The following is a 25,270-nucleotide window of genomic DNA, read 5'->3' as shown; positions in this document are numbered from 1 at the left end:
GCGGTTTTGAAAAGAGTGAAATAACTGGCCGGATTCCCGGCCAGAATGGGGATGCAAGCCTGTTTATTGAGAACTTTTGGTGATATTCACAGGCTGTCTGGTATTTATTTGGCCATCATTTGGTGTATCGAATATATTTCGGCACACGGCGCTATTACCCCAACACTGCTCGTAAACGTGTCCCGTAAGCTCTTCGATAACGGCGCGAGCTTCGGGGTCAATTTCACTGATTTTCCCCCCTGCTTTTATACGCGACACTTCGTTGAGAACCACCAGATGTGTTTTGCGATTTAACTTCATTTGATAGCTGAAAACCATCGACATAAAAGCAAGGCTGATCACGCCAATGCCAAAGACCATGGCTATCGCCGTGACAGCACTTTCAGGCTGGGTATGGGATTTAGACTGGAAACCGTAAAAACTCAGGATTGCCCCCATTGCGAAGACAATGACCGAACGCATTAACCTTCCTGAGAAGGTCATCGCTCCAGCATAGATGCCCTCACGACGGCGGCCAGTAAATACTTCATCAATATCTGCCAGGAATGTGTAAACCGTCCAGGGAATGTAGTACACACCGCCGGTACCGATACCGAAAATCACCGTGATAGTTAACATGGCTACAGTGACATACTGTTGCGGTAGTTTAAGGAAATGCAGCAGGCTATAACAAATAACGGCGAATACAACAATACAGAGTGCCCAGATATAAGGTTTACTGAAACCGTGCTTTACACAGATACCGATAAAGATCGCTGTAGAGAATAATTGAAGAATGGAATTAAGGCTGTTAAGCCCAGCTACCATGGCGGGATCGTACTGTAATACGAATATTATAAAATAGGTGAAGACCGAGGCAAATAGCCACTCTGCACCAAAACCGCAAAGGTACATTCCTAAGTGCTTACGAAAAACGCGCAGATGAAAGGTCGATTTCATGTCCCGCACCAGCGTTACTGCTGTTTTCGCTAAACCTATTTTCTTCTCTTCGGCTATCGAGGTTTCTTCTACTGGCCGTTCCCACGAATAGAAATAGAGTAACCCAATAGCGATAAACAGAATGACGCCATAGGTTAAAGCGGTAAAAAAGAAGGGCTGCGCAGAGTCTTTGCCATAGATCAAAATGAACTGGCCCGGGATTAAAGCAGCCAGGAAGTTAGCTATCTTACCGAAAATGGCTTTGTAACCGGTAAGTTTAGAGCGAGCGGAAAAATCGGTCGTCATTTCTGTCGCCAGCGTTTCATACGGCACCATCACCGACGTATAAATCAGCTCGAATAAAACATAAGTAGATAAGTAATACCAAAAGCCAAAGCCCTCTATCCACAAGAATGGATAGAACATCATCAGTGGTATGCCGAGTAAAATGAAAAATCGACGTCGGCCAAAACGTTTGCCAAGTCGCGTTTTACCAAAATTATCAGAAAGATAGCCCATCAAAGGATTACTTACGGCGTCAATGATGCTTGCGACAGAGAAAATAACTGAAGCCTGTAAAAGCGTCAGCCCACAGAAGGTGGTGTAAAAATACAATAGCCAGATGCCGGCGATAGCCAGAGCCCCGCTACCGAGTAGATTCCCTCCTCCGTAAGCAAGTTGATGTCTGAATAGAATTCTTTTTTCTACGTTCATCCTGATACCCACCCAGATAGCATTTGTAATATGAAACACTGTTTCATTTTTATTGATAGAGGGCTTTATATGTCAATCTGTGATCGATAGCTGTGAATGACTTCACATTAAAGAGATTGTTAAACAGTACCTATGGAATGAATCTTTCGTCATTGATAGCTAAATCATCGACTATTCATGTTCAGAGCGAAGCATATAAGTGAGCTGATCCCAATCATTACGGTTATTGAGGGAATAATTTCTACAGGAGAGCAGGATTTAGAAAGAAATAACGCCACGAAAATATTGCTATTGAATCAGTTTTAGGTCGGTACAAATAATTATTTGAAATGTGATCAACTCTACATTTTCAAGGGTGATTAGCGTCTCATGGAGCAAATCGTTAATGTATCATTATAAAAATGAAACGATGTTTCAATTTAAATTATATGAATTAGCCTATTTATTTCAGTGAGTTAATGTAAAGCCACTCATGGAGAACATCATGGCCAAGGGTTCAAGCATTCAGTTTAACTTCTCTACATTTAAGGATCCGAAAACCGGCGCCTCTGTTACACGCTTAACGCCTCCCGATGTCCTGTGCCATCGCAATTATTTCTATCAGAAATGTTTTACCAACGAAGGTAATAAAATACTTTTTGCGGGTGAATTTGATAAAAATCGCAACTACTATCTTCTTGATTTAAGATCGCAAAAAGCCGTTCAACTCACAGAGGGGAAAGGTGATAACACTTTTGGCGGCTTCCTTTCACCTGATGATAAGTTCCTTTATTACGTTAAAAACGAACGTAATCTATTACGCGTTAACTTAGATGATTTAAGTGAGGATATTGTTTACCAGGTTCCAGATGAATGGGTTGGATACGGTACTTGGGTAGCAAACAGTGAATGTAATAGTTTAGTAGGCATTGAAATCAGCCGTGAAGACTGGAAACCGCTGTCTGACTGGACCATATTCCAGGCGTTTTATCACAGTAATCCACACTGTCGTCTGCTAAAGATTGATCTACTGAGTGGCAAATCGAAGGTAATACATGAGCGAAATGAATGGCTAGGACATCCCATTTATCGGCCGTTTGATGATAATACCGTCGCATTTTGTCATGAAGGACCTCATGACCTTGTTGATGCACGCATGTGGTTAATGGATTCAGAGGGCAATAATGTCCGTAAGGTAAAATCACATGAGTCCGGTGAAAGCTGTACACACGAGTTTTGGGTGCCTGACGGATCGGCGCTGATTTACGTGTCGTATCTTAAAGGTCAGCATGACCGATATGTGCGCCGCTATGATCCGGTCACTCACGAAGATACGTGCTTGATGAAGATGCCTGCATGTTCGCATCTAATGAGCAATGAAAACGGCACAATGCTCGTCGGCGATGGCTCTGGTACTCCTGTGGATGTACAAGACACTACCAGCCATACGATTGAAAATGATCCGTGGTTATATTTATTTGATGTTAAAACACGCCAATATACGCCGCTTGCGGCACATAATAGTTCATGGCGCGTTCTAGATGGCGATCGCCAGGTTACTCATCCTCACCCTTCTTTCTCCCCAGATGATCGTCATGTCCTGTTCACCACAGACTATGAAGGATTACCTGCGTTATACCTGGCAGAAATCCCTGATGCGATGCGTCAAGCTCTCAGAGAGTAACAGCGACAATCAGGTTAAGCTCACTCAAACCAATGGCGACGGTCATCACCGTCGCGTTTTGGTAGAGAATAGATGTTATGGATGAGTTACCCGCTGACATCTCTCTGCTTTTAAGCGAATTTAATCAACACCATGCCCACTAATAACAATCCCACGCCTAACCAGCCTCGGGAACTCAATCGTTGCCCGAATAAAATCCAGCCAGCGGCGACCGTAGCGACCAATCCGAAACCGCCCCAAAGCGCATAGGCGACAGACAAATCGATGCCTTTTACGGCCTGAGCCAGCGCACTGAACGCGGTCAATACTGCGATAAGTGACAATACACCATACAAAGGGCGGCGAAAGCCATGGGAAAACTTCAGAAAAACATTCGCTATGATCTCTAATCCAATCGCCAAGGCTAACCAGGCAATATGCACCCAATCAAAGGTGGCCATGTTGTACCTCCTTGTGCGCTAGCGTGCCAGATTTAATCAATACAATGCCCGCAACCAGCGTCAGCAATCCGGCGATTTTCATCGCGGATAATGCTTCCTCAAACAGCATTACACTAAACAGAGTAATAAACAGAATGCCAACACCTTCCCACATTGCGTATGCCACACCCAGCGCAATGCGCTTAATGGCAAACGACAGGAAAATATAAGAAAGCGCGATCATCACTAACATAAAAATATAGCCTGCACTGCCACCATTAACAGTGGCCCATTTCATTGAAACGGTGCCAATAATTTCCGACGCAATTGCCAGCGCTAATAAAATCCAATAGAACATGATTTCTCTCCTAAATGAGAAATAATGGCCAAGCACGCGAAAAAAGGCGCATTAGCCCAGTTAAATTTAAAAAAATAAAAGGAGAGAAAGGAACTACAGTGCGAAACGCCAGTGCTGATCGCAGATCAGACGGTTTGAGCCAGAGAGAAATAAAGAGAGTTGAGCCATCATTGAAGCGAACATTTTGTCCATAATTTTACAACTTATCCACGTTGTTGCTTTTCGTCAGTGTGGATGAAAAATTGTCCTCTGTCGTTATACACGCGCTTATTCTCGCATAAGTGAAATTATATTTTAAGGGATTTTCATTTCTTTACGTCAGTTCGTTTAATAATCTGCGCATTGGTTTCCTGCTTCCATTCTAATTAACCAAACTGAATAATAAACATTAAAATTCTAACATCCTTAACATTCAGGCATGTTAAATAAAATTTCAATAACAAGAAGGCTCAGGCGACGTCAAGTCATGCCACAACACACTACGATCCTTGCTTTATGTTCAGTACTTATCAAGCGCACGAACAGGGTGACGTTAGAAACAGGTCAGCCTGACACGATTGATAGTTTTTCATCTTAAAGACAGTTTCCCTACGCTAAGCTTGAGCGACGCCGTTGACCCCGGCTTTAACCTGAATTTCTGCACTGGCTCTGTTCACCAAACAGGGCCAGTGCAGCAGGTCGCGCAACGTTTCAGCGAAAATCCACAACGCAATATCTTGTATAGGCTGAGGCGTCCTAATAGGCGTTTTTTCAGGATATGCAGGGCATCACGTCCAGATTGCATAAGGTTGAACAACCCGTTTTTGCCAGCACTCAGGTATGACCGAAATCCGCCTTAATGTCGCTTTTTTAGCGAACGTTACTTAGGGACATAAGAGAGATAACCCGCCACACCGCCCTTCCCGCCATCTTTAGGATGATTATTCCCATCACTTACAATGACCGATGTAAAATCAAACGGCGATATCCCTTTAATGCAGGCAACATTGACACCAAATTTTTCAGGATCAGAACGGCTCTGATGAAATGTATAGATGCCGCAAACTGAACAGAAATAATGTGCAACTTCTCGACTATTAAAGCGATATTCAGTGAGTTGGCTTCGCCCCTCTGTTACTTCTACGCCTGCGGCATAGACAACCACGGCACCACGCATACGGCAAAAAGAACAGTTGCAGCGCCGGACTGAGTCAAACCCGTCGATCAGTTCCACAGTGAAAGCGACCGCACCACAATGGCACTGAGCAGACATTTTATCTGGCATAGCAATCTCCCGGTGATGTTCGGTGAAATTATTCGAAACGCCATAACAGGGCTTACTTCTGTAGAATTGGCGTTTTACCTAATAATCTTATGCTGAGTAAGGCAAAAGATACAAACGTTATACTCACGTGTTCACGTTGCAGACGTAGCGTTACTATCTTTTAGCGCCGTATTAATCTTATACCTTTTGTGCTGGCAACTATCTGTATTCATAGAATTCCTGGTATAAAACATTTTTCGGTCAGAGTTAAAATATGAAAACTCTGTTTTTTGCCAGAAATAGCATGGGATTTAATAAATCTTAGAAATTATTATTATATAGCTCATGCCTTATATAGGATTTTTCATTGATACCCGTTTGTACGCCTGTGTCTCTCATCAATATAACCTCAGATGGGCAACTATTGTGAAATTAATCTTTGGCATGATTTTCAGGTAATTTATAAAAAATAATCCAATGAGAAATAAGATAATCACATGGCATTGAATTATGATGTTAGATCTGTGATACAACCCTGTTTATAAAAATCCAAACAGCGTCTTATAAAAAAGATAATCTCTTAAGATGTGATATCGGGAATGTCGAAGCGATCGCCACGCGTGGTAGGTTGAGAGATAACAATAAACTCAACCGGGTTATTTGAATCGTTTCTGGCCTGATGTTTTGCCTCGGGAGGGATTTCAATTCCCTGCTGGGCTCCGATCGCATGTTTCTCTCCTTCCAGTTCCATTGTCAGGACGCCTTCAAGAACGAAAAAAAATTGTCTCGATACAGCGTGATAGTGCCTTTTTTCTTGTGTACCGGCAGGCATTTTCTCATGAATAACGAGCATATCCTGGTGTTTGACCAAATACCATCCGTCGCACTTATCACCCCAAACGTAGTGCTCTGCATTATCCTTAGAAATCATATTCACCTTAATTATGTCGAATTTTCATTTCACAAAATCAGTGTTTGCGCTAAACATCGAAAGCCTGAACGTCCCCGAAATGCCAGCGTATTACTAAGAGTCTTTCTTCAACGTTTAACCGAAACAGCAAAATCCTTGTTCTTAAGCGCTTACGCTGGCCAGGCCTGCATAGCAGCCTGAACGACCAAATCGAGTTCGGCGCGTTCTGCACCATCCACCGCAGCAACCGAAAGCCCTTGTAGGACCGTTGCATAAAAGCGGGCGAGCGCAGCCGAATCTACAGTAAGCGGCAGTAATCCCGCCTCCACGTCGCACAATATACGTTGCTCCAGCGCCTCGCGTAGTTCCGCTCTCATCGTGCGCAACTCCGCTGCGATATCCGCGTTTTCTACGCCAACCATGAGCATTCCGCTGGAAATCATACAACCAACCGGTTTACCCGGCTGCGTCACCGCTTTAACGCCGAACGCCAAAACGCTTTGTACCGCTGAACGGGCAGAAGGCATCGCCGCGATCTCCTCTACGGTTAGATTGCCCGCGGCATAAAGCCGCAGAGCACTTCGATAGAGATCAGCCTTGCTGCCAAAGGCATGGTAAAGACTGGGCGGCGCTATACCGATCGCCTGACACAAATCGGTTATCGATACGCCTTCATAGCCATGCCGCCAGAAGAGATTCAAAGCAATGCTGAGCGCGTCGTCCCGGTCAAACGTGGACTTGCGACCACGGGATTTCGAATCAGCGGTGGGAGAGGTATTCGTTGTCATTTGCGCATTATATCTGCTTGACACCTCTGCGCAAGAAAGTATTGTTTATCGCTCACTAAACAATAAGGGCGCCTCAGTGCCCGCGCCACATTTTGAAAAAGGATGAAGATTTTATTATGAATGATCAGCAGGTTGTGATTATTGGCGGCTCAGAAGGGATTGGTCTTGCCGTCGCTAAAGCCGCCACCGCACTTGGCGCACGCGTGCTAGCCGTCGCAAGGACAAGGGAAAAACTCGAGGCCGCACAAAGAGCTGTGAATGGGCTGGAAATCCAGGTCGCTGACATCAACAACACAGAATCCCTTCAGGGCCTCTTTGCTCAGCTCCCTTTTGTCGATCACGTTTATATTGCTGCGGGTAGCACCAAAGTAGGCAGTCCACTTGAAGCTGAAATCGGTGATTTTCGACATAAGTTTGATGAACGTCTTTGGGGCTCCGTTGAGGTGGTGCGTGCTGCGCATGGTCTTATGCGGCCTGGTGGATCATTTACATTTACCGGTGGGCTCTCATCAGACCGCCCCGTCAACGGCGCATGGGTATCTGGCATTGCCACAATGGCAACTGAACAATTGGCGCGCGTGCTGGCGCTGGAACTCGCTCCCCTTCGCTTTAACGCCGTTGCACCCGGTTATACGGACACGCCAATGTGGGACACTATTTTCCCAGAACTCGGCGTGCGAGTACTCGATGAGGTCGCAAAGAAAAATCCCGTTCCTCGTCTGGTAACTGCTGATGAAGTGGCACAGGCGGTGTTGCTCCTTATGCAGAACAAAGCCATCACCGGTGAAACCATTCATGTGGATTGCGGAGCCCGCCTGGTCTGATCCCCTCTAAAAGCCATCAATGCTTTAAGCCATGCCGATAGATTTCGCTGAATGGAAGGAAGGAGAAGACAGCATGAATATTGAGAGTTTCGAACACCTCAGGGTAGTAGCTGGCGACATTAACATTCATGCCGTGATTGGCGGTAGTGGATCGCCACTTGTGCTGATTCACGGTTTTCCGCAAACGTGGTGGGAATGGCGTCACATGATGCCGCAACTTGCTAAACGGCACACTGTCGTGGCCGTTGATCTTCGCGGAGCCGGGCATTCTGAGAAACCTCAGGGCGGATATGACAAGCACAGCATGGCCAGTGATGTTCACGCCGTTATGACAACATTGGGTTTTACGAAATATGCAGTCTGCGGTCATGATATTGGGGCGATGACGGCTTTGGCGCTTGCCCTGACGCAGCGGGATGCCGTTACGCACCTGGCCGTGTTGGATGCATCTCAACCTGGCTGGAGCCGTTGGGTGCAAAACTCGCATGAGCAAAAGGTCTGGCATTTCGCCTTCCACATGAAACGTGATTTGCCAGAGTTATTGATACAAGGCCGTGAGCGGGAGTATGTCTCTGCCTTTATCTACGATCGGGCGTTTGATCATGGCGCGCATTCGGTTGATGAAATAGACACATTTGCGCGCGCGCTGGCACAGCCGGGAAACCTGAGAGGCGGTCTGGAATGGTACCGCGCCTTTCCGCGCGATCACGAGAATGCCCTTGTCTGGAAAGAAGAGCGGCTCTCCATTCCTGTGCTGGCGCTTGGGGGCGAGCATTCGTACGGTTCTCTGATTGTGCCAATGCTGGAGGAGTTCGCATCCAACGTGCGCGGTGGCAGCGTTTCAGGCTGCGGCCACTGGCTACCGGAAGAACAACCCGATGAAGTGGCAACGCAGGTAATGCAGCTTTTGTCCGCGTAATAGAGTGATGGCGCCGAACAGGTCGCCGTCATCCCTTCTTGTCGCCGGTTGCGGCCAGCCGCCAAATTCGCTCCCGAATCACCGTTTTCTCATGTTCATCCGTTTCAGCTTCTATTTCCCCAAACAAACCCCAAATTTCTTCTTCCAGCTTATTGCTCTCCTCATTGGATTTACTGGTTTTATCGACACGCTGAATCGTAAACCCATTACAGGGCATCACGACTACTGCATCATGCTTGATCATCATCACTCCCCTGATGCCGGTCATCGGCCACGCCAGATGCATACACCGTTAATCCCGGACATCATCAGATGCCTCAAGGTTAGTCACCGCAGGGAATCCAACAAGCGTAAGCGCAAAGAATTATCTGAGTCTTTTTTTGATAATCATCCATTGAGAAGGTAATGGCTTAATGCCAGTCAAATGAGATGCAAGAGATGATGTCTTGACGCTACCTGCCAATGCCCTGGAACTGTCAACCTTGGCCTAATACCAGCGGGCGATCTTGGATCACCGTCTTCATCACCAACGTGGAAGTTAAACGTTGCGCCAGCGTAATCGGCGGCACCTGTTTAACGGCTTACTCAAAAGTGTTTACAGCTTGCTGCCGTATCAGTAAAAAAAGAGGAGGATCACGTAGGCACGACTTAATTATGCGACATCATTCTGGGTGAGAGTGTTGACTTCAAATGCGAAAAGGCCACCCTATTGGGCAGCCTTTCCTGAATCAATTCTGTTTATTTGGTCAGTTCGGCTGATACGTAAGCTTTGTTATCAACACGGGCGCCAGTAATTTTATATGAAGCGCCAATCTTATGAGCCTGAGCCGCAATTTTGGCTTCGGCACCGTCAAGTGTAGAAGCGGAAGCAGTAACGCTTTGTGCGAAGCTACCGAAAGAAACCAGGGTCAGGGCTGCAACTGCAACGAAAGTTTTGATAGATTTCATGGTCATTTCCTCAGTTAATTTTATACGGTGTGAGGCATTGTGCCTCGATGTGTACAATCATAGAGCTGAGGAAGCTTGATTAAAAGCAGTGCTATTTGCTCAAAGAAATCAAAAAATTTGAATATTCATTCGTGATGTATAAACCTTAAAGCGTGAACACGGATTCAACACCAATGCATGGATCGACGCCTAAGAGAGTAAACATATTTGTTAGGTTCGCGAAAGTGACAGGCGTAAACGTAAAGGTTGAGTGGACGAAAAGGCTTTAAGCTAATAAAGAACCCGCAACTGATTGTTGTCAGGATATAGGACGCGCTTAATGATAGAAGTCATGACTCCCAAACGGTGTGCTTTGATTTATTGGTAAGCGTTATGTTAGAAGCTGTGCCGAGACCATTCTGAGGTTAAATGCTCTGCGGCACTGTTCATTCTAAATAGCAGCTTAACTGTTACGCTGTAACCTGTACTTACCAGAGAGCTGCTTCAATGAGTTTATCTTGCGCGATATAGACACGTTGTTTTAGATCTTCACTTTCATTGAAGCCCAGCTTTTCGGCCGCAAACTCTTCATTAATGAGCGCCAAAACAATTTTAGTTTTATTTTTTAACCCAACATGCCAGTTACCGTCGGGAAAAGTCGCAACCTGATTCTCTATCATTGATACACACTCAACTGCACTTTTACCCGCGGTAGAATTTAAATACGCACACATATCTACCTCTTTAACCAAAAGAAAAAATTATACCTTAGGTTGCCCATTCGAAGGGCTCTTTTATGAGCATTCACACCTTATGATTACGCTCAATTGAAGACGCGTAACTTGAAATGCCACTAACATTTTAAATTATCAAAACCAATAAAAAACCGGCTCGTAGCCGGCTTCTTAAATGTAATCATAAAGCAGAGAACTCAGCACCTTCCCCTGCCCTACTCAACGGCGTTATTTCATTGTCGCCAAAATTTCTCTAATTGAGCGGTCGATCTGATCTGCAATCTCTTTCGGCAAACGGCTGAACTCATACTGCACCGTGCGCTTCTCTTCATTGGTTTTACGACGTGCATAGGTATTAGCCGTGGTAAAACTTGCCAATTTTTCTGTAACTGCTTTATTGATCTTAACCGGCGCTTTTAGTTGCCGTTTCGTCGCCTTGAAGAATCCCAGGATCGCAGACTTCTTCTCGTCAGCATTGCTGGTGTTTGGCAACTCAGCTTCGGTGATCTTTTCCTTAACCTTCGCGATTACATCTGTAATGTCGACAGCTTCCGCTTTCGCCTCTTCCCAAACATCCAATAGCAGTTGATAGTCCTGAAGCGTCAATTCTGAAACCACCGGGAACAGCTCAATAAATTCCACTGGCACTGCGGCGGCTTGAAAAGCACGCGTCACCTTGGCATTAGAGATACCTTCAGCTTTGGCAATATCGCTTTTGCTCATGCCTGCTTCATGCAGCAACATGAAGCGCAAACCTAACTCGCGTAGGTTGTGCTCTTTAGCTGTCTGTATATCTGCAGCTAGCTGGCGCGCATCGCTGATATCGAGTTCGTCTACGGTAGTCAGGACTTCAAGGCTGGCACCGGAGAAAAGACAAGCCGCTCGACGACGCGAACCATCCATGATTTCAACACGATCGCCCTTCATACGGCCAATCGCTGGAAAGAACTGCTGTAAGGTGATAGTCCGCGTAATGTCTTTAACGGACTCTTCCGTCAACGTTTTTTGGTCACGTCCATTGATCTGCGGATCAACAAAAGTTTTCGCTTCAATATCATCATGTGGCACTAACTGACGAACAAAGGTCGCTGTTTTTCCTGACTTCAGCGTGAAGACGCGAGACTGGCTACTGCTGTCGATCATACTCGCGATCGCTGATTGGCCAAGGGTTCGGCCGATGCGCTTTAGTTGTTTTGGATCGCTCACAGCGTGCTCCTGATATATTCAATGCGGTCAAAAACAGCCCGTGAGAACTGCTCAGCTTCATGTTTGGCTTTACGTAATGCGTCCGCACTACCAGGATAAGAAGAAGGATTTGCACTTATCACAGTATCAAAGGATTCACCGCAGCGCTCAAATCCATCCAATCGCGGTAAACCGCAGTCCAGCATTGATTTGGTAAAAACTTCGCGCGCGTAGCTCTGAGAGGTTAAATGGTCATGCTTAGACGTCATCTTCGACATAAAGCCAATATTAGCTTTAAGTCGCGGCTCAACCCCTTCTGACTCGATGCGCTCAAGCATTTCCGGTAGGCGCGTCAGGTACTTCATCGTTGAATGGAAATCAACTTGTGCAGGCGGTGTCGGTGTAAGCAGAACATCACTGGCGGCGATGGCATTCAACATAAAGGAGTCAAGATGCGGACCCGTATCAAGGAAGATAAAGTCGTAGTCGCCTGCCAGGCGATCAATCACATTTCGACGCAACACTTCTGAAGGTGCAACTCCTGGTAAATGTTCCGCAACCAGCTCTTCCCAATCGCTGGCCACAAAGCCGTCATCAATTGAAGCAGGTATAACATCAACGCCCGGCATGACTGTCGGTTTGATGAATTGAGCACGCAACTGATCCGCATCCAGATCGTTAAGCATCGCTTGGGCAGCCGTCTCGAGTACAGAACCGACGCTGTTGGTATGGCTTAAGAACATGGTGCTGGATGCCTGCGGGTCAAGATCGATGACCAAAATGCGCAAATCGTTGTGCAGCATGGACGGATGGGCGCGCATACCATGAGCAAGCGTGACGGTGCTGACGGTTTTAGACACGCCACCCTTGAGGCTCACCACAAATACAACGAATGGCCCTTCATGCTTATCGCGGTATTTTGGCACTTTGCGATGCTGATAGATGTCGATGACGTTTTGTAAGCTCAGTGCGTATTGTGAAGTGCTGCCCGTTTGCTTTTTACCAAACTGATAACCGGCTTCTTCCATATCATTTATGGCAGCAACGACAGCGTGTTTACTCAGCAAAGGCATGTTAGCTACAGCGTTGCGGGAAAAAGTTTGATAAAAGCTTGTTTGATTAAATTCCTGCCGCTGCTGTTCAATGTGACTGCTTAACCCGTGCAACATGGAATTAGCACGCGTCGCCATCTCCAGCACACCACCGTAATCACGCTTCATAAGCACCTCAGTATTAATGTTTTTTGGCATACTACACAAAAAACTGAAATCTGCCAATTTTTTAGGAAAATCCCAAAAACTTGGATTTTTTCTGGCTAGGTGGATCAAAGCATGCAGTTCATTATTAGATGATTTCAAATTACTACTTTTGAATTAAGAGAAAGAAACTGACATTTATCATAAATAAGGTTCATAACGATATAACGCTAAGTCGCGTAATAAGGAAAATGCATATCTATTATTGACCTTTTCTTACAACAACAATTTGGCTGGCTGTTCTTACTGAAGCGATTTTATTGCTTTGTTGCAGTTTCAACACGCTTATAAGCAAGAGCTTTTCAGATCGAGAGCATTTCTTCTCTTTAGGGGAAATCAATGCTTCTATCTGTAATCATTTTAATACAGTAAATGATGCTTAGAAGGCTGCGTGTTTCGAGCATAACTTTTTGGGTTTATTCATAAGAGGGGGTATCCAAATTCCGCTATCGTAAAGTCTTAAAGACGAGTGCAAAGAGGTGTTTTCATCATGAAAATTATAATATATTGCTTTATATTCAATAACATAGAGTAAAAATGGCAAGGTGATATATTTTATGAATAATGAGATTAGAAGTATGGGAATCAAATGCGATTAGTCTCGACGGAAGGCTGTCGGTATTCGCTTCTGAGGTAAGCTAAAGAGGATTACGTATCGTTTAAGGGCTTCAAAAGAGGTAATGGCAGATCAGGTTTGTTTGACTACTTCACAGTAGTTGTCAACGTTGTAGAAACTCTACGCAAGTATCTTTACGCCGGTTAATTCACAGACGCCTTGGGTCGTATTTTTTCTAGTCAACTTTGGCTTATTCGGTTTACGTTGTAAAAAACGCATTCATGAGATGGACTACAATTTAAAGCACAACTATGTTGAGCGTCACGTCAAATCCTTCTCAACTATTCAAACGATACACACAGACCTTATTTAATTACTGATAACAACCAGGGAAGACATGTAAATTTCGCTGTCTTATCACGCTTAAGTTAATTTGAAGCATGGAACTGCCATCAATAAGTAAAGCTTAGCTCCACAAGGTAAATTTAGCAGAGAGCAGTGCGGCTGCGCTTCAAAAAACAGAATAGTAGGAGCATATAACGTATGAGTGCTTATTAAGATCATAGCTACTTAACAAGCGTGCATTTGACAGCCATATCTAATCCCGCAAACTAATTCCACCTTTATTAACAACCGGGTCAAAGCAGTGCTACGCAAGATAAAGAACGTGTAACGCTCGAAGCTTAATTCAATTCATAGTGATTCACTTAAATCATTGGGTTGGTGAAACGAATCTGAAGATCACGTTTCGTAGACTACCTCTATTCTTTCTAATGGAAAATAAAGAGTCTGATGTTCACTTCACGCTGTGTTTGCAAGTTATTATTGCTACATTCAGCAATATTAAAAAAAAAAAAAGCATGCGGCTTGATAGCTAAGAGAAAAATTATCTAGAGTCTGGATCTGGCAACCTGGCCTGATGATGCTGAACGATAATAAATTTTTTTAAAAAAATTAAGATGCGAGCAAGTAATATTGCTGTGCCGTTCACATTTGCATTACCTCATCAAATTAAATCTGCTTTAGGTAGGTATACGCAGATATATATCTTAGTGAGTTTGAGCCACCAAACTGCAAATTGGTGCAAGGTACCCTGATTACTCGTACGCAATCGAAAAATTCAAAAGATTAGTTAGGGTATTTTCATCATGAAAATCTCACAAAAACCCCTTATTGTCATATAGTTAGCAGCATATTCAAAGGGTGAAAAAAAATGTTCTGCTGCTGGCATACGATTCTGGGCAATCGCTTTCTGCTGTAAATTACTGCTTTCAAAAGCTTGTTTTGTACGGCAGTGCGAGGATCTATTAAGTGATGGTACATGTATAGGCGGCACATAAGGATGAGCAAAGGGGAGGGCGGTTCATTTGGATTTAACGACATATTTAATAGAGAAGATAAGCAGTAGATAGGTTTAACGAGTTCTATTTCTAAAATGATCTGTTCTAATTTTTTAGTCTAAGCATGTACAACACTTTCATGTCGGCGTTAAAACTGTTGATGTACGTACTGATGACGGATTTATTTCTATACGTAAAAAAGTTTCATCCACAAATCGAGTGAGAGCTAAGCATGATAAAAAGTGTAATGCCGTGTTGAGCGAGTGAAACTTACAGAGGCTCGACATAAGTGACCTGTATCTGAACATTTAGCCTCTTTGCAAAAGAGAAATCATATCGTTGATCCCCATCATCAAAAGTTCTTCTCGCACCAGTCTGATCAATCCTAAGTTCTCCCTCGTCTAATTTCAGAAAGCCGAAGCCTTCCTCATTACGTTCGTATATGCCTGTAAAGGGAAAATATCGTTATAAAAGAGTTTTTGGTTTTGCTCATCAGAAACGGCAAACTCAGGAACCAAGATCTTCCCATTTTAAAATGTCTATTGTCGTCATCTTTAAACTTCATTATCAGTAAGTTAATACGTTAACTTCACAGATATAATGAGCCATTATTTTAATTATTAACATCCTTTAAAAACCACATATTTTATGTGGTTAAAGAGGTTGTCGATCAGAAAAGCATATTTGATGTATTTAAAAGAATTCTTTTGCCCGGTTTCAAACAATACAGGTTACGTTGCTCGTCATGCATGGACCTACCTTTGCGAAGGTAAAGTTTCAACGAATGTCACCTTTTTGAACAGAGTAGGGCGGTGTCAAAAACTGAGCGTTAAGGTGAAGGGTTGTTCAATCTGAAAAAATGTAGATTCACTGCCAATACAGGCCGTTAACTTTGCATCTTGCGTTGTCTCTTTTTGTATATCGCTCTCAAATATTTATGAATCACTTTTCCCCGTTATTCACAGGCTAGATCCAATCAGTCGATCCTATATAGATCATATATAGATCCTAAATAGATCCCCGTACCTTGGCAGCCCTTGCTGTATAAGGCCTTTAAGGGCTTCTATAACCACTATGGAGAGAAGATTAACCACTATAGGTAGTGAAACAACCACTGTAGCGAGTGTTACTAACCGCGCTGGAGAGTAGATGAAAACCACTATAGCGAGTAACTGTGCTTTTATCCTGTGCTTAACTTCTGGCTACGAAATGAACGAAATAACCCATCGCGGTTGAGCCTTGCAGTGAAGGATATTGAATTCGAAGAAAGTATGATGAAGATATGCACAGTTCCTGGTAACTATTTGAGCGAGTTATTCAATGGGTAGATCCAATAACAGATCCTCATAAGATCCCTATAGTTCCTATAAGATCCCCATGTGCAGCCATCCCTTGCCCTACCTGCCCTGAAAGGGGATTACTATCCACTGTAGTGAGTAAAGCAACCACTATAGCGAGGAAATAAACCACTGTAGTAAGTAGCCTAACCGCTACAGTGAGTGCTAGTATCCACTATAACCAGTAACGGCGATTATTAATTGTTCATATCACGGAATTTCCGATGCCGAAAAAAGAACAAGAAAACAATATGATAGCGGAAGCGTTTAGCGAAACTGACAAGCGAACCGGTGAAGTTATCAACCTTACACCCAATAGTAACAACACAGTTCAGCCCGTTGCCCTGATGAGACTGGGTTTATTTGTCCCTACGCTGAAATCCACGGCTCGAGGTCAAAAGAATCAACTCTCTTCAATGGACGTTACTGATGAGCTAAAACAGCTGTCGATCGTCAAATCTGAAGGCTATGAGAATATAAAGATCCTTGGTGCCCGGCTGGATATGGATAACGATTTCAAAACCTGGGTTGGTATCATTCATGCCTTTGCCAAATATAAGGTTCTGGGAGACAGCGTAACGCTTCCTTTCGTCGATTTCGCCAAGTTATGTGGCATACCCTCTGTTCGCTCCTCTGCGAAGCTCAGAGACCGTTTAGATTCGTCCTTGAAGCGTATTGCCACTAACACCATCTCTTTTTCAAACAAAGAGGGTGATACTTACATCACTCACCTTGTTCAGTCAGCAAAATACAGCGTCAAAAACGACAGTGTAACCTTGCAGGCAGATCCCAAAATCTTTGAGCTCTATCAGTTCGATAAAAAAGTCCTTCTTCAGCTAAGGGCTATCAATGAACTCTCTCGTAAAGAGTCTGCACAGGCGCTCTACACTTTTATTGAAAGCCTTCCTACCGATCCAGCACCAATATCGATGGCACGCTTACGCGCCAGACTTAATCTCACCTCACGTGCTATTACGCAAAATGCCACGGTCAGAAAGGCGATGTTGCAGCTTAAAGAGATTGGTTACCTGGATTACACAGAGCTAAAGCGTGGCAATACGGTTTACTTTGCCGTGCATTATCGCCGGCCAAAACTCAGGCCTGCAGACCTGCCGTTAAGCCTGCCTGATATTCATGATGATGAGCTTGATAACGAGCCGGACGTGAATGAGAAGGGCGGAGAGATGGTGATGCTTTCACGTGAAGAGATGGCGCTGCTTGAGAAAATCAGAAAGGGCAAAAAGAGTTAGCGCTTTCTGCAGAGAGTAAGCAATGCAAAAGCTATCCATTGTAGCGAGAGTAAGAAGGCTCACTAACCACTGTGATGAGTATTTTTGATCTCTTATCAAGTAACCGCTATAGCGAGTAACCAACCACTGTAACGAGGTATTTTACTCTTCATAGTGGTTATTCTTTTAAACCGCCCTGGTAACTACTAACCTGCCAAGCCATGTCATTACTCATGTTAGTAATCACTAACATGACAACAACCACGCCTTCATTCTGTAATTTCTCACTATAGCGGTTAGCTTGTTAGGGCAGTAACTTCACTCGCTACAGTGGTTATACTCGTTTTTATACTCCCTACAGTGGTTATCCAGGCAAACATTTCTCATCATGACTACCGCATGAGCAGGTTTACTCTCTACAGTGGATAGTTAGCGAGCCCAGATGCCGCTATTTACTCGCTATAGTGGATAGCCTCTTTAGATTACTCGCTACAGTGGTTATACATAGCGATCTTCTCGCTACAGTGGTTATTGCAGAGAATCGGTCTGTATATCTTTGAGTTGCATAGCCATATGTTCCTTAGTCATCAGTACTGGCCGGATCATCCCCTTTGCTTACGCACTTCTCAGGCCTACACAGTAAGAGATAAGCTTTCAGTAATAAACTCATGCGATTCATTGCTCAAAAAGCCGATTAGCCGCTCAAAAACTCATGACAGAAGTGGTAAAACGGAAAGGAGTAAGTCGAGGATCAATTAGAACGCATTCTCCTTGAGATCTGCATTTAGCGGGTCTTCTAATCGAATTTTAGGTGAGGAGCGGACTTAGTATTCAACTTGGAGTACCCTGTTAAGCAAGCTAGCCAGCTAACAATCAAATGTAAGATTATCTCTTTATAACAGGTGACATCGGTAATGGCTCTGATCCCAAAAAACTACACGCGGCTGGAAAATGGTTACCGCGAAAAAGCATTGAAAATCTATCCGTGGGTTTGTGGACGCTGCGCGCGCGAGTTTGTTTATTCAAACCTCCGCGAATTAACGGTACACCATATTGATCACGACCATACCAATAACCCGGAAGACGGCAGTAACTGGGAGTTATTGTGTCTGTATTGTCATGATCATGAACACTCGAAGTACACTGAAGCTGATCAGTACGGGACAAGCGTTGTGGCGGGGGAGGACGCGCAAAATGATGTTGATGCAGCAACCTATAATCCCTTTGCCGATTTAAAGTCGATGCTGAACAAGAAGAAATAAGGTTTGATATGTCCGCTGTTGGCACCAAACTGCCTCAGACGGCTATGAGCTAAGAAGAAACATTGAGAAAGCAGTGAGCCAACGCGATGCGCATCTTTTGAGTCCCCAATCTAAACCGTCAACGGAAGCTCATAATGAGCCATCCGTTCTTTTATCGGCTGGATATCTGACCTAATCGATTATCTCTTTGAACGCTCTAATACAGGTGTTTCAGTTGGTTATTCTGAACGCCTGTTTTAACAAGATACTGCCTGTACTGTCAGCATAATCTCTTCAAGGGTTAGATACCTCCACCAGTAAAAAATGCCGGTCTTAATTGACGGATTCTCCGTTTCGCAACATCACTACAGGCGCTAATAGTATTAGATAATTTAGCGTTGCATGTAGGCGACGTTCGTTGTTGTGCTGCCGCCAGTCATAAATGATGTCAGACACGTGTTGTTGCGTCAGGCTGGCCGCTTTCGGGTACAGCAGCGAAAGCCGCTCAGTGGCAAGTCACTTGCGACGTCTGTGTTTATGGCTTGGCCGCTGAGATGATAAACGACATGCTTCGGATTTGCGTAATGGTCCTCACGCCGCCGAAGTTGCCAAAGGCATCGCTAACCGAGACGCCTGCGTGCTAGCGCCAATTTAGTTATGCTTGCAGATAAATAAGCACCAGCGTCCGGGTGCTGTGACTTATAGCGACATGTTAACAGGGCCAAATCTGTCAGCTTGCAGACATGACGCTGCAACAGAACCGTCGCATTACTCGCCTCTCGCTTTTGATCTGTCGTCAGTACTCTTGCCCTAAAGCCACTTGAGGCATCTCCTTATCCAGTAGGGTTCTGGCAAGCAGCCACTTCAGGCGGGCATTCTCTTCTTCACGAGCCTTTAGGCGTTTAACTTCGACACTTCCATCCCGCCAGGTTTATTACGCCAGGCGTAGAAGATGGATCTGAGGTGGTATGTTTACAGCAAAGCCTGCAGGCAGAAACCCCGGTTTCGGCTTCATGAAGATCTGTTCCTCGGAAAACGCTTTTCCAAAGGATGCCCTCACGTGATTGATGATGACATGGCCAACATCGCGGTGTGCTAACCAACGGAGCGCAGGACAAACCTTATGCGTGTTCTGATCCTGTCATTCAGCAACATGCATTTTATTCAACAAGACCAGCATAAGTGGCAGATTTTACGCTGAGGGAGACGTCCATCACACCCCAACAGTTAGCCGCTCTACACCCTATGAACTCCAGCTTTAAATCATTTCGATCAGGGTTTCTGCCACAATGCCTTTGCTTACCGCACCCCTAATCATGAATAAGACTCATGTTTAATGAAATTAAATCACTTTTACTCACTCAATGAGTCAGGCATAAAATATGCTCTGTAATTAACTATAGATAATATAAAGGCTACTGAATGAGAAAACCACAAATGAAATTTAGGACATGCTGAAAAGCAATGAAAAAATCAGGTTTTTTTATCTCAGAGTTTAGGATGCCAGATTACAATGAATAAAGAATTTACTTTTACTATTAAAAGCATTCGTTTCGACGAGAATTATAACCCCTCCGAAAGTACGCGTATCACTACTAATTTTGCTAATTTGGCTAGAGGTGAGAAACGCCAAGAGAACTTGCGTAACGCCTTAGTGATGATTGACAATCGGTTCAACGCATTGGCGCATTGGGATAACCCCAAAGGCGATCGTTATTCTGTCGAGCTTGAAATTATATCCGCTGAGTTGAATGTTGATGCTGACGGTAACGGTGATGCCTTCCCAGTTATTGAAATACTGAAAACAAATATCGTTGATAAAAAAACCAACGAACGCATTGATGGTATTTTAGGGAATAATTTCTCCTCTTACGTACGTGATTATGACTTCAGCGTACTACTCCCAGAGCACAATAATAATCAATCCAAATTTAGCACGCCGGAGAGTTTTGGCGTTTTACATGGTAATATCTTTAAAAGATTCATTGGTTCAAAGGCTTACAAAGATAACTTCAATAAAACACCTGTTATATGCCTAAGTGTTTCAAGCAAAAATACCTATCATCGAACAGGTAACGAGCATCCTGTATTGGGCGTCGAATATCAGCAGAATGAATCTTCTTTAACTGACCAATATTTTACGAAAATGGGGTTGCAGGCTCGCTATTTTATGCCGCCAAATAGTGTTGCGCCTTTGGCATTTTATTTTGTTGGTGATTTACTCAGCGATTACACGAATCTTGAGCTTATCAGTACCATCAGCACGATGGAGACTTTTCAAAAGATTTATCGACCTGAGATTTACAATGCTAATTCTGCAGCAGGAAAATACTACCAACCAAACCTGAATCATCAGGATTATTCTATAACGCAGATTGTTTATGATCGAGAAGAACGTAGCCAATTAGCTGTTGAGCAGGGAAAGTTTACTGAGAAGCACTTCATCAAACCTTACCAAACTATTCTTGAGCAATGGTCTGCTAATTCCGTTCTTTGATTAATCAAAATACAAGGTCATCTATTATGAAAAAGTTACTTCCCACTTCGACTGCTGGCAGTTTACCTAAACCTTCCTGGCTTGCTCAACCCGAGACACTTTGGTCTCCCTGGAAATTACAAGATCAGGAATTAATTGAGGGCAAACAAGATGCCCTGCGTTTGTGCCTGGAAGATCAACAACAGGCAGGTATTGATATTGTTAGTGATGGCGAGCAGACGCGACAGCATTTCGTTACTACGTTTATTGAGCATCTCGACGGCGTTGATTTTGAAAAACGTGAGATCGTTAAAATTCGTAATCGCTACGATGCAAGTGTACCGACCGTCGTGGGTGCCGTGTCTCGCCAAAAGCCCGTTTTTGTTGAAGATGCCAAGTATTTACGTCAGCAAACCAAGCAACCCATTAAATGGGCCCTACCAGGTCCCATGACTATGATAGATACGCTCTACGATAGTCACTATAAAAGCCGCGAAAAACTTGCCTGGGAATTCGCCAAAATTCTTAATCAGGAAGCCAAAGAGTTAGAGGCTGCTGGTGTCGATATTATCCAATTTGATGAGCCCGCATTTAACGTTTTTTTTGATGAGGTAAACGATTGGGGTATTGCCGCTTTAGAAAGAGCAATTGAAGGGCTTAATTGCGAAACTGCCGTACATATTTGCTACGGTTATGGCATTAAAGCCAATACAGATTGGAAAAAGACGCTGGGAACAGAGTGGAGACAATATGAAGAGATTTTTCCTAAACTACAAAAATCGAATATCGATATAATATCACTGGAATGTCAAAACTCTCATGTACCAATGGAACTCATTGAACTCATTCGAGGTAAAAAAGTCATGGTTGGGGCCATAGATGTGGCAACCAATACCATTGAAACACCAGAGGAAGTTGCCAATACTTTGCGAAAAGCACTACAGTTTGTTGACGCCGATAAGCTCTACCCTTGCACCAACTGTGGCATGACGCCTTTATCTCGTCGAGTAGCAAGAGGCAAGCTAAATGCTTTAAGTGCTGGTGCAGACATCGTCCGAAGAGAACTCTTGGCTAAATAACTTCGCCAAATTTTATATCCCTACTCAGTCCGGGTTGAGCAATGAGATCAATCATCAACTATCCCAAACCATCATTCGGACTGAGCGATGATGCTCATCGCAGCAATCATTGATAAGAACAACAACGATTGAGTAAAGACGCTAAGCAGACTTTTACCGTGTCTCGGCCATGGTTTTCTACTGATTGGCCTCTATTGCATGTCATTATTCATCGCTGTCATTAACTACTTGTGTTCTACCAGAAGTAAAAATAACGAGAAATTTTTCATTATGGAATAACGGGTTATTTAAGCTTATGTTTCATATGACTGCATGTCTTTTTTTAGGTGTGTCCTCTTTAAATTTTTCGCGAATGTATTTTACCTAAGACGTTTATAAAGGTAATGGCGCAGCCTTGGATGAAAATGAAGCTACTACGCCATTTTTGAGCGAGCTCAACCTTTTAATTTTCTCAACAAAGGCGGCATGCCGCTGAATTGCTGAATTGTGGCCATCAGCCTGACCGTCATAGTTATATGTCTATGAATGATAGTAGTAATATCAATATGTTAGTGTTATCCCCAATCGTTGCCTATTACCTGAAATCACTGTGATCTGACAGAGTAAATGGTAACGCATTTTTCTGTTCCACTTGTAAATCTATTTATCACCTTTCTCTCTATAATCTTAGCTGACTTCCTAAAATAAAGTCTGCTTCCTGTAGTGTTACATCTAGTCCCGCTGAAGGGGTAAATGTCAGCTCACCAAATATTACCTTGCTATTTAGAAGGTAGAAGTCAGCTCGGACAAACTTAAAGTCAGAAGCTAATTTTGCAGCATACTCTTTCATTTTATTAAAACCATCGGGCATTTTTGGGAAACGTTTTTTATTTATTAATTCAATGGTATCCTCGAAAGGTAAAGGGTTCCAGTTCATATCAAAATAGTAAAACTTAGGTATTCCTTTTTCTCGCCCTATGCATACCATTACCGCGTATGGTTTTCCATTAAAACAATAAAATTTGTAATCATCAGGAAAGCCACCGCTTTCATTTTCAATATACTTCTCGCACAGAATTTTCCTTTCTATTTTTTTATACTGGGGCTCAATAAAAAGGTTAGAAAAATCCTGTCTTAACCATTTATTTAGTTGTCTGTTTGTCTTTTCAATGTCTATTGATGATTTATTATCACATATTATATTATAACCGGCTCCATGGTTGCATTTTAGTGCAAACTTTTCAGGTAATGTATTATAATCAATGCTTTGTGGGTTATCGTATACGCCGTATAAGTCATTAAGGATTTCATCACACCCTTTAGATGAAACATACTCCCTAACTTTATATTTATCAGCGCACATGGTGTAAATATCACCATTCAGTTCGTTGAACTTAAGCCACTGTATTTTTTCGTTAAAATTGGTGGGGTTTGTTAAGTTAAGTTTTTTCTTAAACTTAATATAGTAATGAGCTTTAGCACAAAACTTTGGAGAGATATTAGCATAGATGTTTAAAGCTGATTTTACTGTGTGTTTTATCATTTTCATTTAAATTATCTCGTTTTGAAAATGTTAAGATGCATTTTGATGATTGTTTTATTTCTGAAGAAATAATTAAGTAAAGTGCAAGAGAGTATCTCTACAGTTAAAAAACAATATGCAGCACCATTAATCCCGAATGAACTAATCATTAACCAGGATAATGGTATTGTTAATATACAGCATAAGATCATTTTTTTAGCCAGGTAACTATACCCAGACTCTTTTATCATATATCTATAACAAATTGTCCCTAATGAAGAGAACATTGTGCCAATGATTATTATGGGGATAATGTTAACCGAATCCATGTAATTATCGCCATAGAGTAAATGTATAAAATAACCTCCAAAAAGATAGAATCCACCTAAAGCAATAAGTGATAATAGAATCACGATTCTGTTTATTTTAATAAGTAATTTCTCAACGGTTATTTCATTCTTCTCACTATAAATCTTTGAGAAAAAACTGGTTACTAATGACAATACAATAAACGACCAAGCACCTCCTATTGTTAACGCTACGCTATAAATTCCCAGGTAAGAGTAAGACATTATCTTAGTTAAAAAAATGCTGGATATCTGAGTGTATATATCTGCTGATAAGCTTGATAAGATTAAAGCACCACCAGCGTATAACATGTGGCGATTATATATGCCAGCCACCTTACTGTTTTCTTTTATTTTTGTCGTGTACTTAAAATAAATTAAGCGCATAATGTAAGGTATGAGAGGGATAATGACAATAGGTATTGTGAAGTAGTGAACCGGCATTTTAAAGTGAGCAATATAATATCTAATTAATAGGGCGAGAGATAACCCAATTACATTCGTAATTGTATTTATTTTTGATTTTAATTGAGTGTTGTTGTAAATGGAAAAAAAGTCCATCACAATATAGTATGTGGCAATGCAGTTGGCCACGCCAAATAAAAATACAATTAAATCAGTAAAGAAATAGAGATAAATTAAAACTGAGCCTGATGATGCGAGAAAGAAAATACGCCGTAGATTTTGAGTGTGTATCGCCATGGCGATTCCAGACTTTGTATTTTCACTCATGCGTTTAAATATAATGTTCTGACCACCAAACCATGATAGCGTTTGCACAAAAATAAAAATAGATGTAGAAATATTTATTTTGCCAAAGTTTTCTGGCCCAATGTACTTTGCCATAAGCGAATTAATATATATCAAGCCGATTATATTAACTGACTTTTCTAGCATGATCCATATCGCGTTAGAGTACATTTTATTTCTCACGTAAACATAGTTTTTTGATGTCTGTAAATTTGACCCATGATTTTTTGGATAAAGTGGTCCTTTGTTATGAATAATTTCTTTATTTATTGCTAGGGTTTCTTTTTATCTAAATAACCATTCACATCATTTTGTTGAGTTGTTAGTGTGAATGCTTATATAAAAATAGGAAAGTTTTTTTTGAATGAATCAGATTAGTGGCAGTATTATATAAATAATGATTCCACTTATTTTTAGTGTTTTATGGGCAGGTAATTCGATAAATGGAATGGCGATCACAGGTTTTGAATTGGGTGTCACCAGCATGAATTCACATGCATTTATCATAAAAAATCGAATGAGCAAGCGCACCATCAACACCCTGTTAAATTTATGC

General features: G+C 42.7%; 20 protein-coding genes and 1 pseudogene. 7 read left to right on the top strand and 14 right to left on the bottom strand.

Going from position 1 to position 25,270, the window contains the following annotated elements:
• Positions 1-63: 63 nt before the first annotated feature.
• The gene (locus tag MUG06_RS18580) at positions 64-1,632 is read right to left on the bottom strand and encodes an MFS transporter (protein ID WP_243079607.1); all 1,569 of its coding nucleotides are present in this window, start codon (positions 1,630-1,632) and stop codon (positions 64-66) included.
• A gap of 484 nt (positions 1,633-2,116) precedes the next feature.
• On the opposite strand from MUG06_RS18580, the gene MUG06_RS18575 reads away from it, so the two are divergent.
• Entirely contained in the window at positions 2,117-3,295 is a 1,179-nt protein-coding gene (locus MUG06_RS18575; RefSeq protein WP_243079606.1) for an oligogalacturonate lyase family protein, read from the top strand.
• Positions 3,296-3,405: 110 nt separating this feature from the next.
• On the opposite strand, the gene mdtI is transcribed toward MUG06_RS18575, so the two are convergent.
• From mdtI to MUG06_RS18550, 5 genes are all read right to left on the bottom strand, one after another.
• Positions 3,406-3,735, bottom strand: a complete 330-nt coding sequence (gene mdtI, locus MUG06_RS18570; protein WP_243079605.1) for a multidrug/spermidine efflux SMR transporter subunit MdtI — start codon at positions 3,733-3,735, stop codon at positions 3,406-3,408.
• A complete protein-coding gene (gene mdtJ / locus MUG06_RS18565; protein WP_243079685.1) occupies positions 3,722-4,075 on the bottom strand; it encodes a multidrug/spermidine efflux SMR transporter subunit MdtJ in 354 nt (117 codons plus the stop codon). Before mdtJ ends, mdtI begins: the two co-directional genes overlap by 14 nt.
• Positions 4,076-4,931: 856 nt before the next feature.
• Positions 4,932-5,336 carry a GFA family protein gene (locus tag MUG06_RS18560; RefSeq protein ID WP_243079604.1) on the bottom strand — a complete coding sequence of 135 codons (405 nt, stop codon included), beginning with the start codon at positions 5,334-5,336 and terminating at the stop codon, positions 4,932-4,934.
• A 559-nt stretch (positions 5,337-5,895) separates the two neighbouring features.
• A complete protein-coding gene (locus MUG06_RS18555) occupies positions 5,896-6,246 on the bottom strand; it encodes a cupin domain-containing protein (protein WP_243079603.1) in 351 nt (116 codons plus the stop codon).
• A 149-nt stretch (positions 6,247-6,395) separates the two neighbouring features.
• Entirely contained in the window at positions 6,396-7,037 is a 642-nt protein-coding gene (locus MUG06_RS18550) for a TetR/AcrR family transcriptional regulator (protein ID WP_243079602.1), read from the bottom strand.
• 92 nt (positions 7,038-7,129) lie between these two features.
• Between MUG06_RS18550 and MUG06_RS18545 the strand changes: the two genes are divergently transcribed.
• Both MUG06_RS18545 and MUG06_RS18540 read left to right on the top strand, forming a co-directional pair.
• On the top strand, positions 7,130-7,837 hold the full coding sequence (locus MUG06_RS18545; RefSeq protein ID WP_243079601.1) for an SDR family oxidoreductase: 708 nt from the start codon (positions 7,130-7,132) through the stop codon (positions 7,835-7,837).
• 73 nt (positions 7,838-7,910) lie between these two features.
• Positions 7,911-8,756, top strand: coding sequence for an alpha/beta hydrolase (locus tag MUG06_RS18540; RefSeq protein ID WP_243079600.1), 846 nt, complete (start codon positions 7,911-7,913; stop codon positions 8,754-8,756).
• Positions 8,757-8,784: 28 nt separating this feature from the next.
• Here MUG06_RS18540 and MUG06_RS18535 read toward each other — a convergent pair whose 3' ends face one another.
• The 5 genes from MUG06_RS18535 to MUG06_RS18515 all read right to left on the bottom strand — a co-directional run bounded on the left by MUG06_RS18535 (position 8,785) and on the right by MUG06_RS18515 (position 12,822).
• Complete coding sequence (locus tag MUG06_RS18535) at positions 8,785-9,042, bottom strand: hypothetical protein (protein WP_243079599.1); 258 nt, start codon at positions 9,040-9,042, stop codon at positions 8,785-8,787.
• Between the two features lie 452 nt (positions 9,043-9,494).
• Positions 9,495-9,704 carry a DUF1471 domain-containing protein gene (locus MUG06_RS18530; RefSeq protein WP_215844950.1) on the bottom strand — a complete coding sequence of 70 codons (210 nt, stop codon included), beginning with the start codon at positions 9,702-9,704 and terminating at the stop codon, positions 9,495-9,497.
• A gap of 467 nt (positions 9,705-10,171) precedes the next feature.
• Complete coding sequence (locus MUG06_RS18525) at positions 10,172-10,417, bottom strand: hypothetical protein (protein WP_215844951.1); 246 nt, start codon at positions 10,415-10,417, stop codon at positions 10,172-10,174.
• Positions 10,418-10,645: 228 nt separating this feature from the next.
• Positions 10,646-11,560 (bottom strand): ParB family protein, encoded by a 915-nt coding sequence (locus MUG06_RS18520; protein ID WP_215844987.1) that lies wholly within the window; start codon positions 11,558-11,560, stop codon positions 10,646-10,648.
• Positions 11,561-11,619: 59 nt separating this feature from the next.
• Entirely contained in the window at positions 11,620-12,822 is a 1,203-nt protein-coding gene (locus MUG06_RS18515) for an AAA family ATPase (protein WP_243079684.1), read from the bottom strand.
• A 3,493-nt stretch (positions 12,823-16,315) separates the two neighbouring features.
• Between MUG06_RS18515 and MUG06_RS18510 the strand changes: the two genes are divergently transcribed.
• Both MUG06_RS18510 and yajD read left to right on the top strand, forming a co-directional pair.
• Positions 16,316-17,341, top strand: coding sequence for a RepB family plasmid replication initiator protein (locus tag MUG06_RS18510; protein ID WP_243079598.1), 1,026 nt, complete (start codon positions 16,316-16,318; stop codon positions 17,339-17,341).
• An 893-nt stretch (positions 17,342-18,234) separates the two neighbouring features.
• Entirely contained in the window at positions 18,235-18,582 is a 348-nt protein-coding gene (yajD, locus tag MUG06_RS18505; RefSeq protein ID WP_243079597.1) for an HNH nuclease YajD, read from the top strand.
• Positions 18,583-19,080: 498 nt separating this feature from the next.
• Here yajD and MUG06_RS18500 read toward each other — a convergent pair.
• Positions 19,081-19,621 (bottom strand): annotated as a pseudogene (locus MUG06_RS18500) (transposase); the annotation flags it as partial.
• Positions 19,622-20,074: 453 nt separating this feature from the next.
• Between MUG06_RS18500 and MUG06_RS18495 the strand changes: the two are divergent.
• Both MUG06_RS18495 and MUG06_RS18490 read left to right on the top strand, forming a co-directional pair.
• A complete protein-coding gene (locus MUG06_RS18495; RefSeq protein WP_215844952.1) occupies positions 20,075-21,058 on the top strand; it encodes a DUF1852 domain-containing protein in 984 nt (327 codons plus the stop codon).
• 26 nt (positions 21,059-21,084) lie between these two features.
• The gene (locus MUG06_RS18490; RefSeq protein WP_243079596.1) at positions 21,085-22,116 is read left to right on the top strand and encodes a methionine synthase; all 1,032 of its coding nucleotides are present in this window, start codon (positions 21,085-21,087) and stop codon (positions 22,114-22,116) included.
• A 658-nt stretch (positions 22,117-22,774) separates the two neighbouring features.
• Here the strand turns inward: MUG06_RS18490 and MUG06_RS18485 are convergent.
• Both MUG06_RS18485 and MUG06_RS18480 read right to left on the bottom strand, forming a co-directional pair.
• Positions 22,775-23,644: an ATP-grasp fold amidoligase family protein gene (locus MUG06_RS18485; protein ID WP_215844953.1), complete on the bottom strand. Its 870-nt coding sequence runs from the start codon at positions 23,642-23,644 to the stop codon at positions 22,775-22,777.
• Positions 23,645-23,649: 5 nt separating this feature from the next.
• A complete protein-coding gene (locus MUG06_RS18480) occupies positions 23,650-24,885 on the bottom strand; it encodes an oligosaccharide flippase family protein (protein WP_347568904.1) in 1,236 nt (411 codons plus the stop codon).
• Positions 24,886-25,270 lie beyond the last annotated feature (385 nt).

This window comes from Pantoea sp. MQR6 (genome assembly GCF_022761075.1).
Taxonomy (GTDB): Bacteria; Pseudomonadota; Gammaproteobacteria; order Enterobacterales; family Enterobacteriaceae; genus Pantoea; species Pantoea phytostimulans.
Note: the sequence above shows the minus strand (reverse complement) of the source record. Positions and strands in the feature narration are given on the sequence as shown.

What these genes read in the sequence shown, in the direction of transcription:
- MUG06_RS18535 (WP_243079599.1), bottom strand. Translation starts at nt 9,042, where the DNA reads ATGCATCTGGCGTGGCCGATGACCGGCATCAGGGGAGTGATGATGATC.
- MUG06_RS18480 (WP_347568904.1), bottom strand. Translation starts at nt 24,885, where the DNA reads ATGTACTCTAACGCGATATGGATCATGCTAGAAAAGTCAGTTAATATA.
- MUG06_RS18575 (WP_243079606.1), top strand. Translation starts at nt 2,117, where the DNA reads ATGGCCAAGGGTTCAAGCATTCAGTTTAACTTCTCTACATTTAAGGAT.
- MUG06_RS18495 (WP_215844952.1), top strand. Translation starts at nt 20,075, where the DNA reads ATGAATAAAGAATTTACTTTTACTATTAAAAGCATTCGTTTCGACGAG.
- MUG06_RS18580 (WP_243079607.1), bottom strand. Translation starts at nt 1,632, where the DNA reads ATGAACGTAGAAAAAAGAATTCTATTCAGACATCAACTTGCTTACGGA.
- MUG06_RS18525 (WP_215844951.1), bottom strand. Translation starts at nt 10,417, where the DNA reads ATGTGTGCGTATTTAAATTCTACCGCGGGTAAAAGTGCAGTTGAGTGT.
- MUG06_RS18560 (WP_243079604.1), bottom strand. Translation starts at nt 5,336, where the DNA reads ATGCCAGATAAAATGTCTGCTCAGTGCCATTGTGGTGCGGTCGCTTTC.
- MUG06_RS18545 (WP_243079601.1), top strand. Translation starts at nt 7,130, where the DNA reads ATGAATGATCAGCAGGTTGTGATTATTGGCGGCTCAGAAGGGATTGGT.
- mdtI (WP_243079605.1), bottom strand. Translation starts at nt 3,735, where the DNA reads ATGGCCACCTTTGATTGGGTGCATATTGCCTGGTTAGCCTTGGCGATT.
- MUG06_RS18490 (WP_243079596.1), top strand. Translation starts at nt 21,085, where the DNA reads ATGAAAAAGTTACTTCCCACTTCGACTGCTGGCAGTTTACCTAAACCT.
- MUG06_RS18485 (WP_215844953.1), bottom strand. Translation starts at nt 23,644, where the DNA reads ATGAAAATGATAAAACACACAGTAAAATCAGCTTTAAACATCTATGCT.
- MUG06_RS18555 (WP_243079603.1), bottom strand. Translation starts at nt 6,246, where the DNA reads ATGATTTCTAAGGATAATGCAGAGCACTACGTTTGGGGTGATAAGTGC.
- yajD (WP_243079597.1), top strand. Translation starts at nt 18,235, where the DNA reads ATGGCTCTGATCCCAAAAAACTACACGCGGCTGGAAAATGGTTACCGC.
- MUG06_RS18510 (WP_243079598.1), top strand. Translation starts at nt 16,316, where the DNA reads ATGCCGAAAAAAGAACAAGAAAACAATATGATAGCGGAAGCGTTTAGC.
- MUG06_RS18530 (WP_215844950.1), bottom strand. Translation starts at nt 9,704, where the DNA reads ATGAAATCTATCAAAACTTTCGTTGCAGTTGCAGCCCTGACCCTGGTT.
- MUG06_RS18520 (WP_215844987.1), bottom strand. Translation starts at nt 11,560, where the DNA reads ATGATCGACAGCAGTAGCCAGTCTCGCGTCTTCACGCTGAAGTCAGGA.
- MUG06_RS18540 (WP_243079600.1), top strand. Translation starts at nt 7,911, where the DNA reads ATGAATATTGAGAGTTTCGAACACCTCAGGGTAGTAGCTGGCGACATT.
- MUG06_RS18515 (WP_243079684.1), bottom strand. Translation starts at nt 12,822, where the DNA reads ATGAAGCGTGATTACGGTGGTGTGCTGGAGATGGCGACGCGTGCTAAT.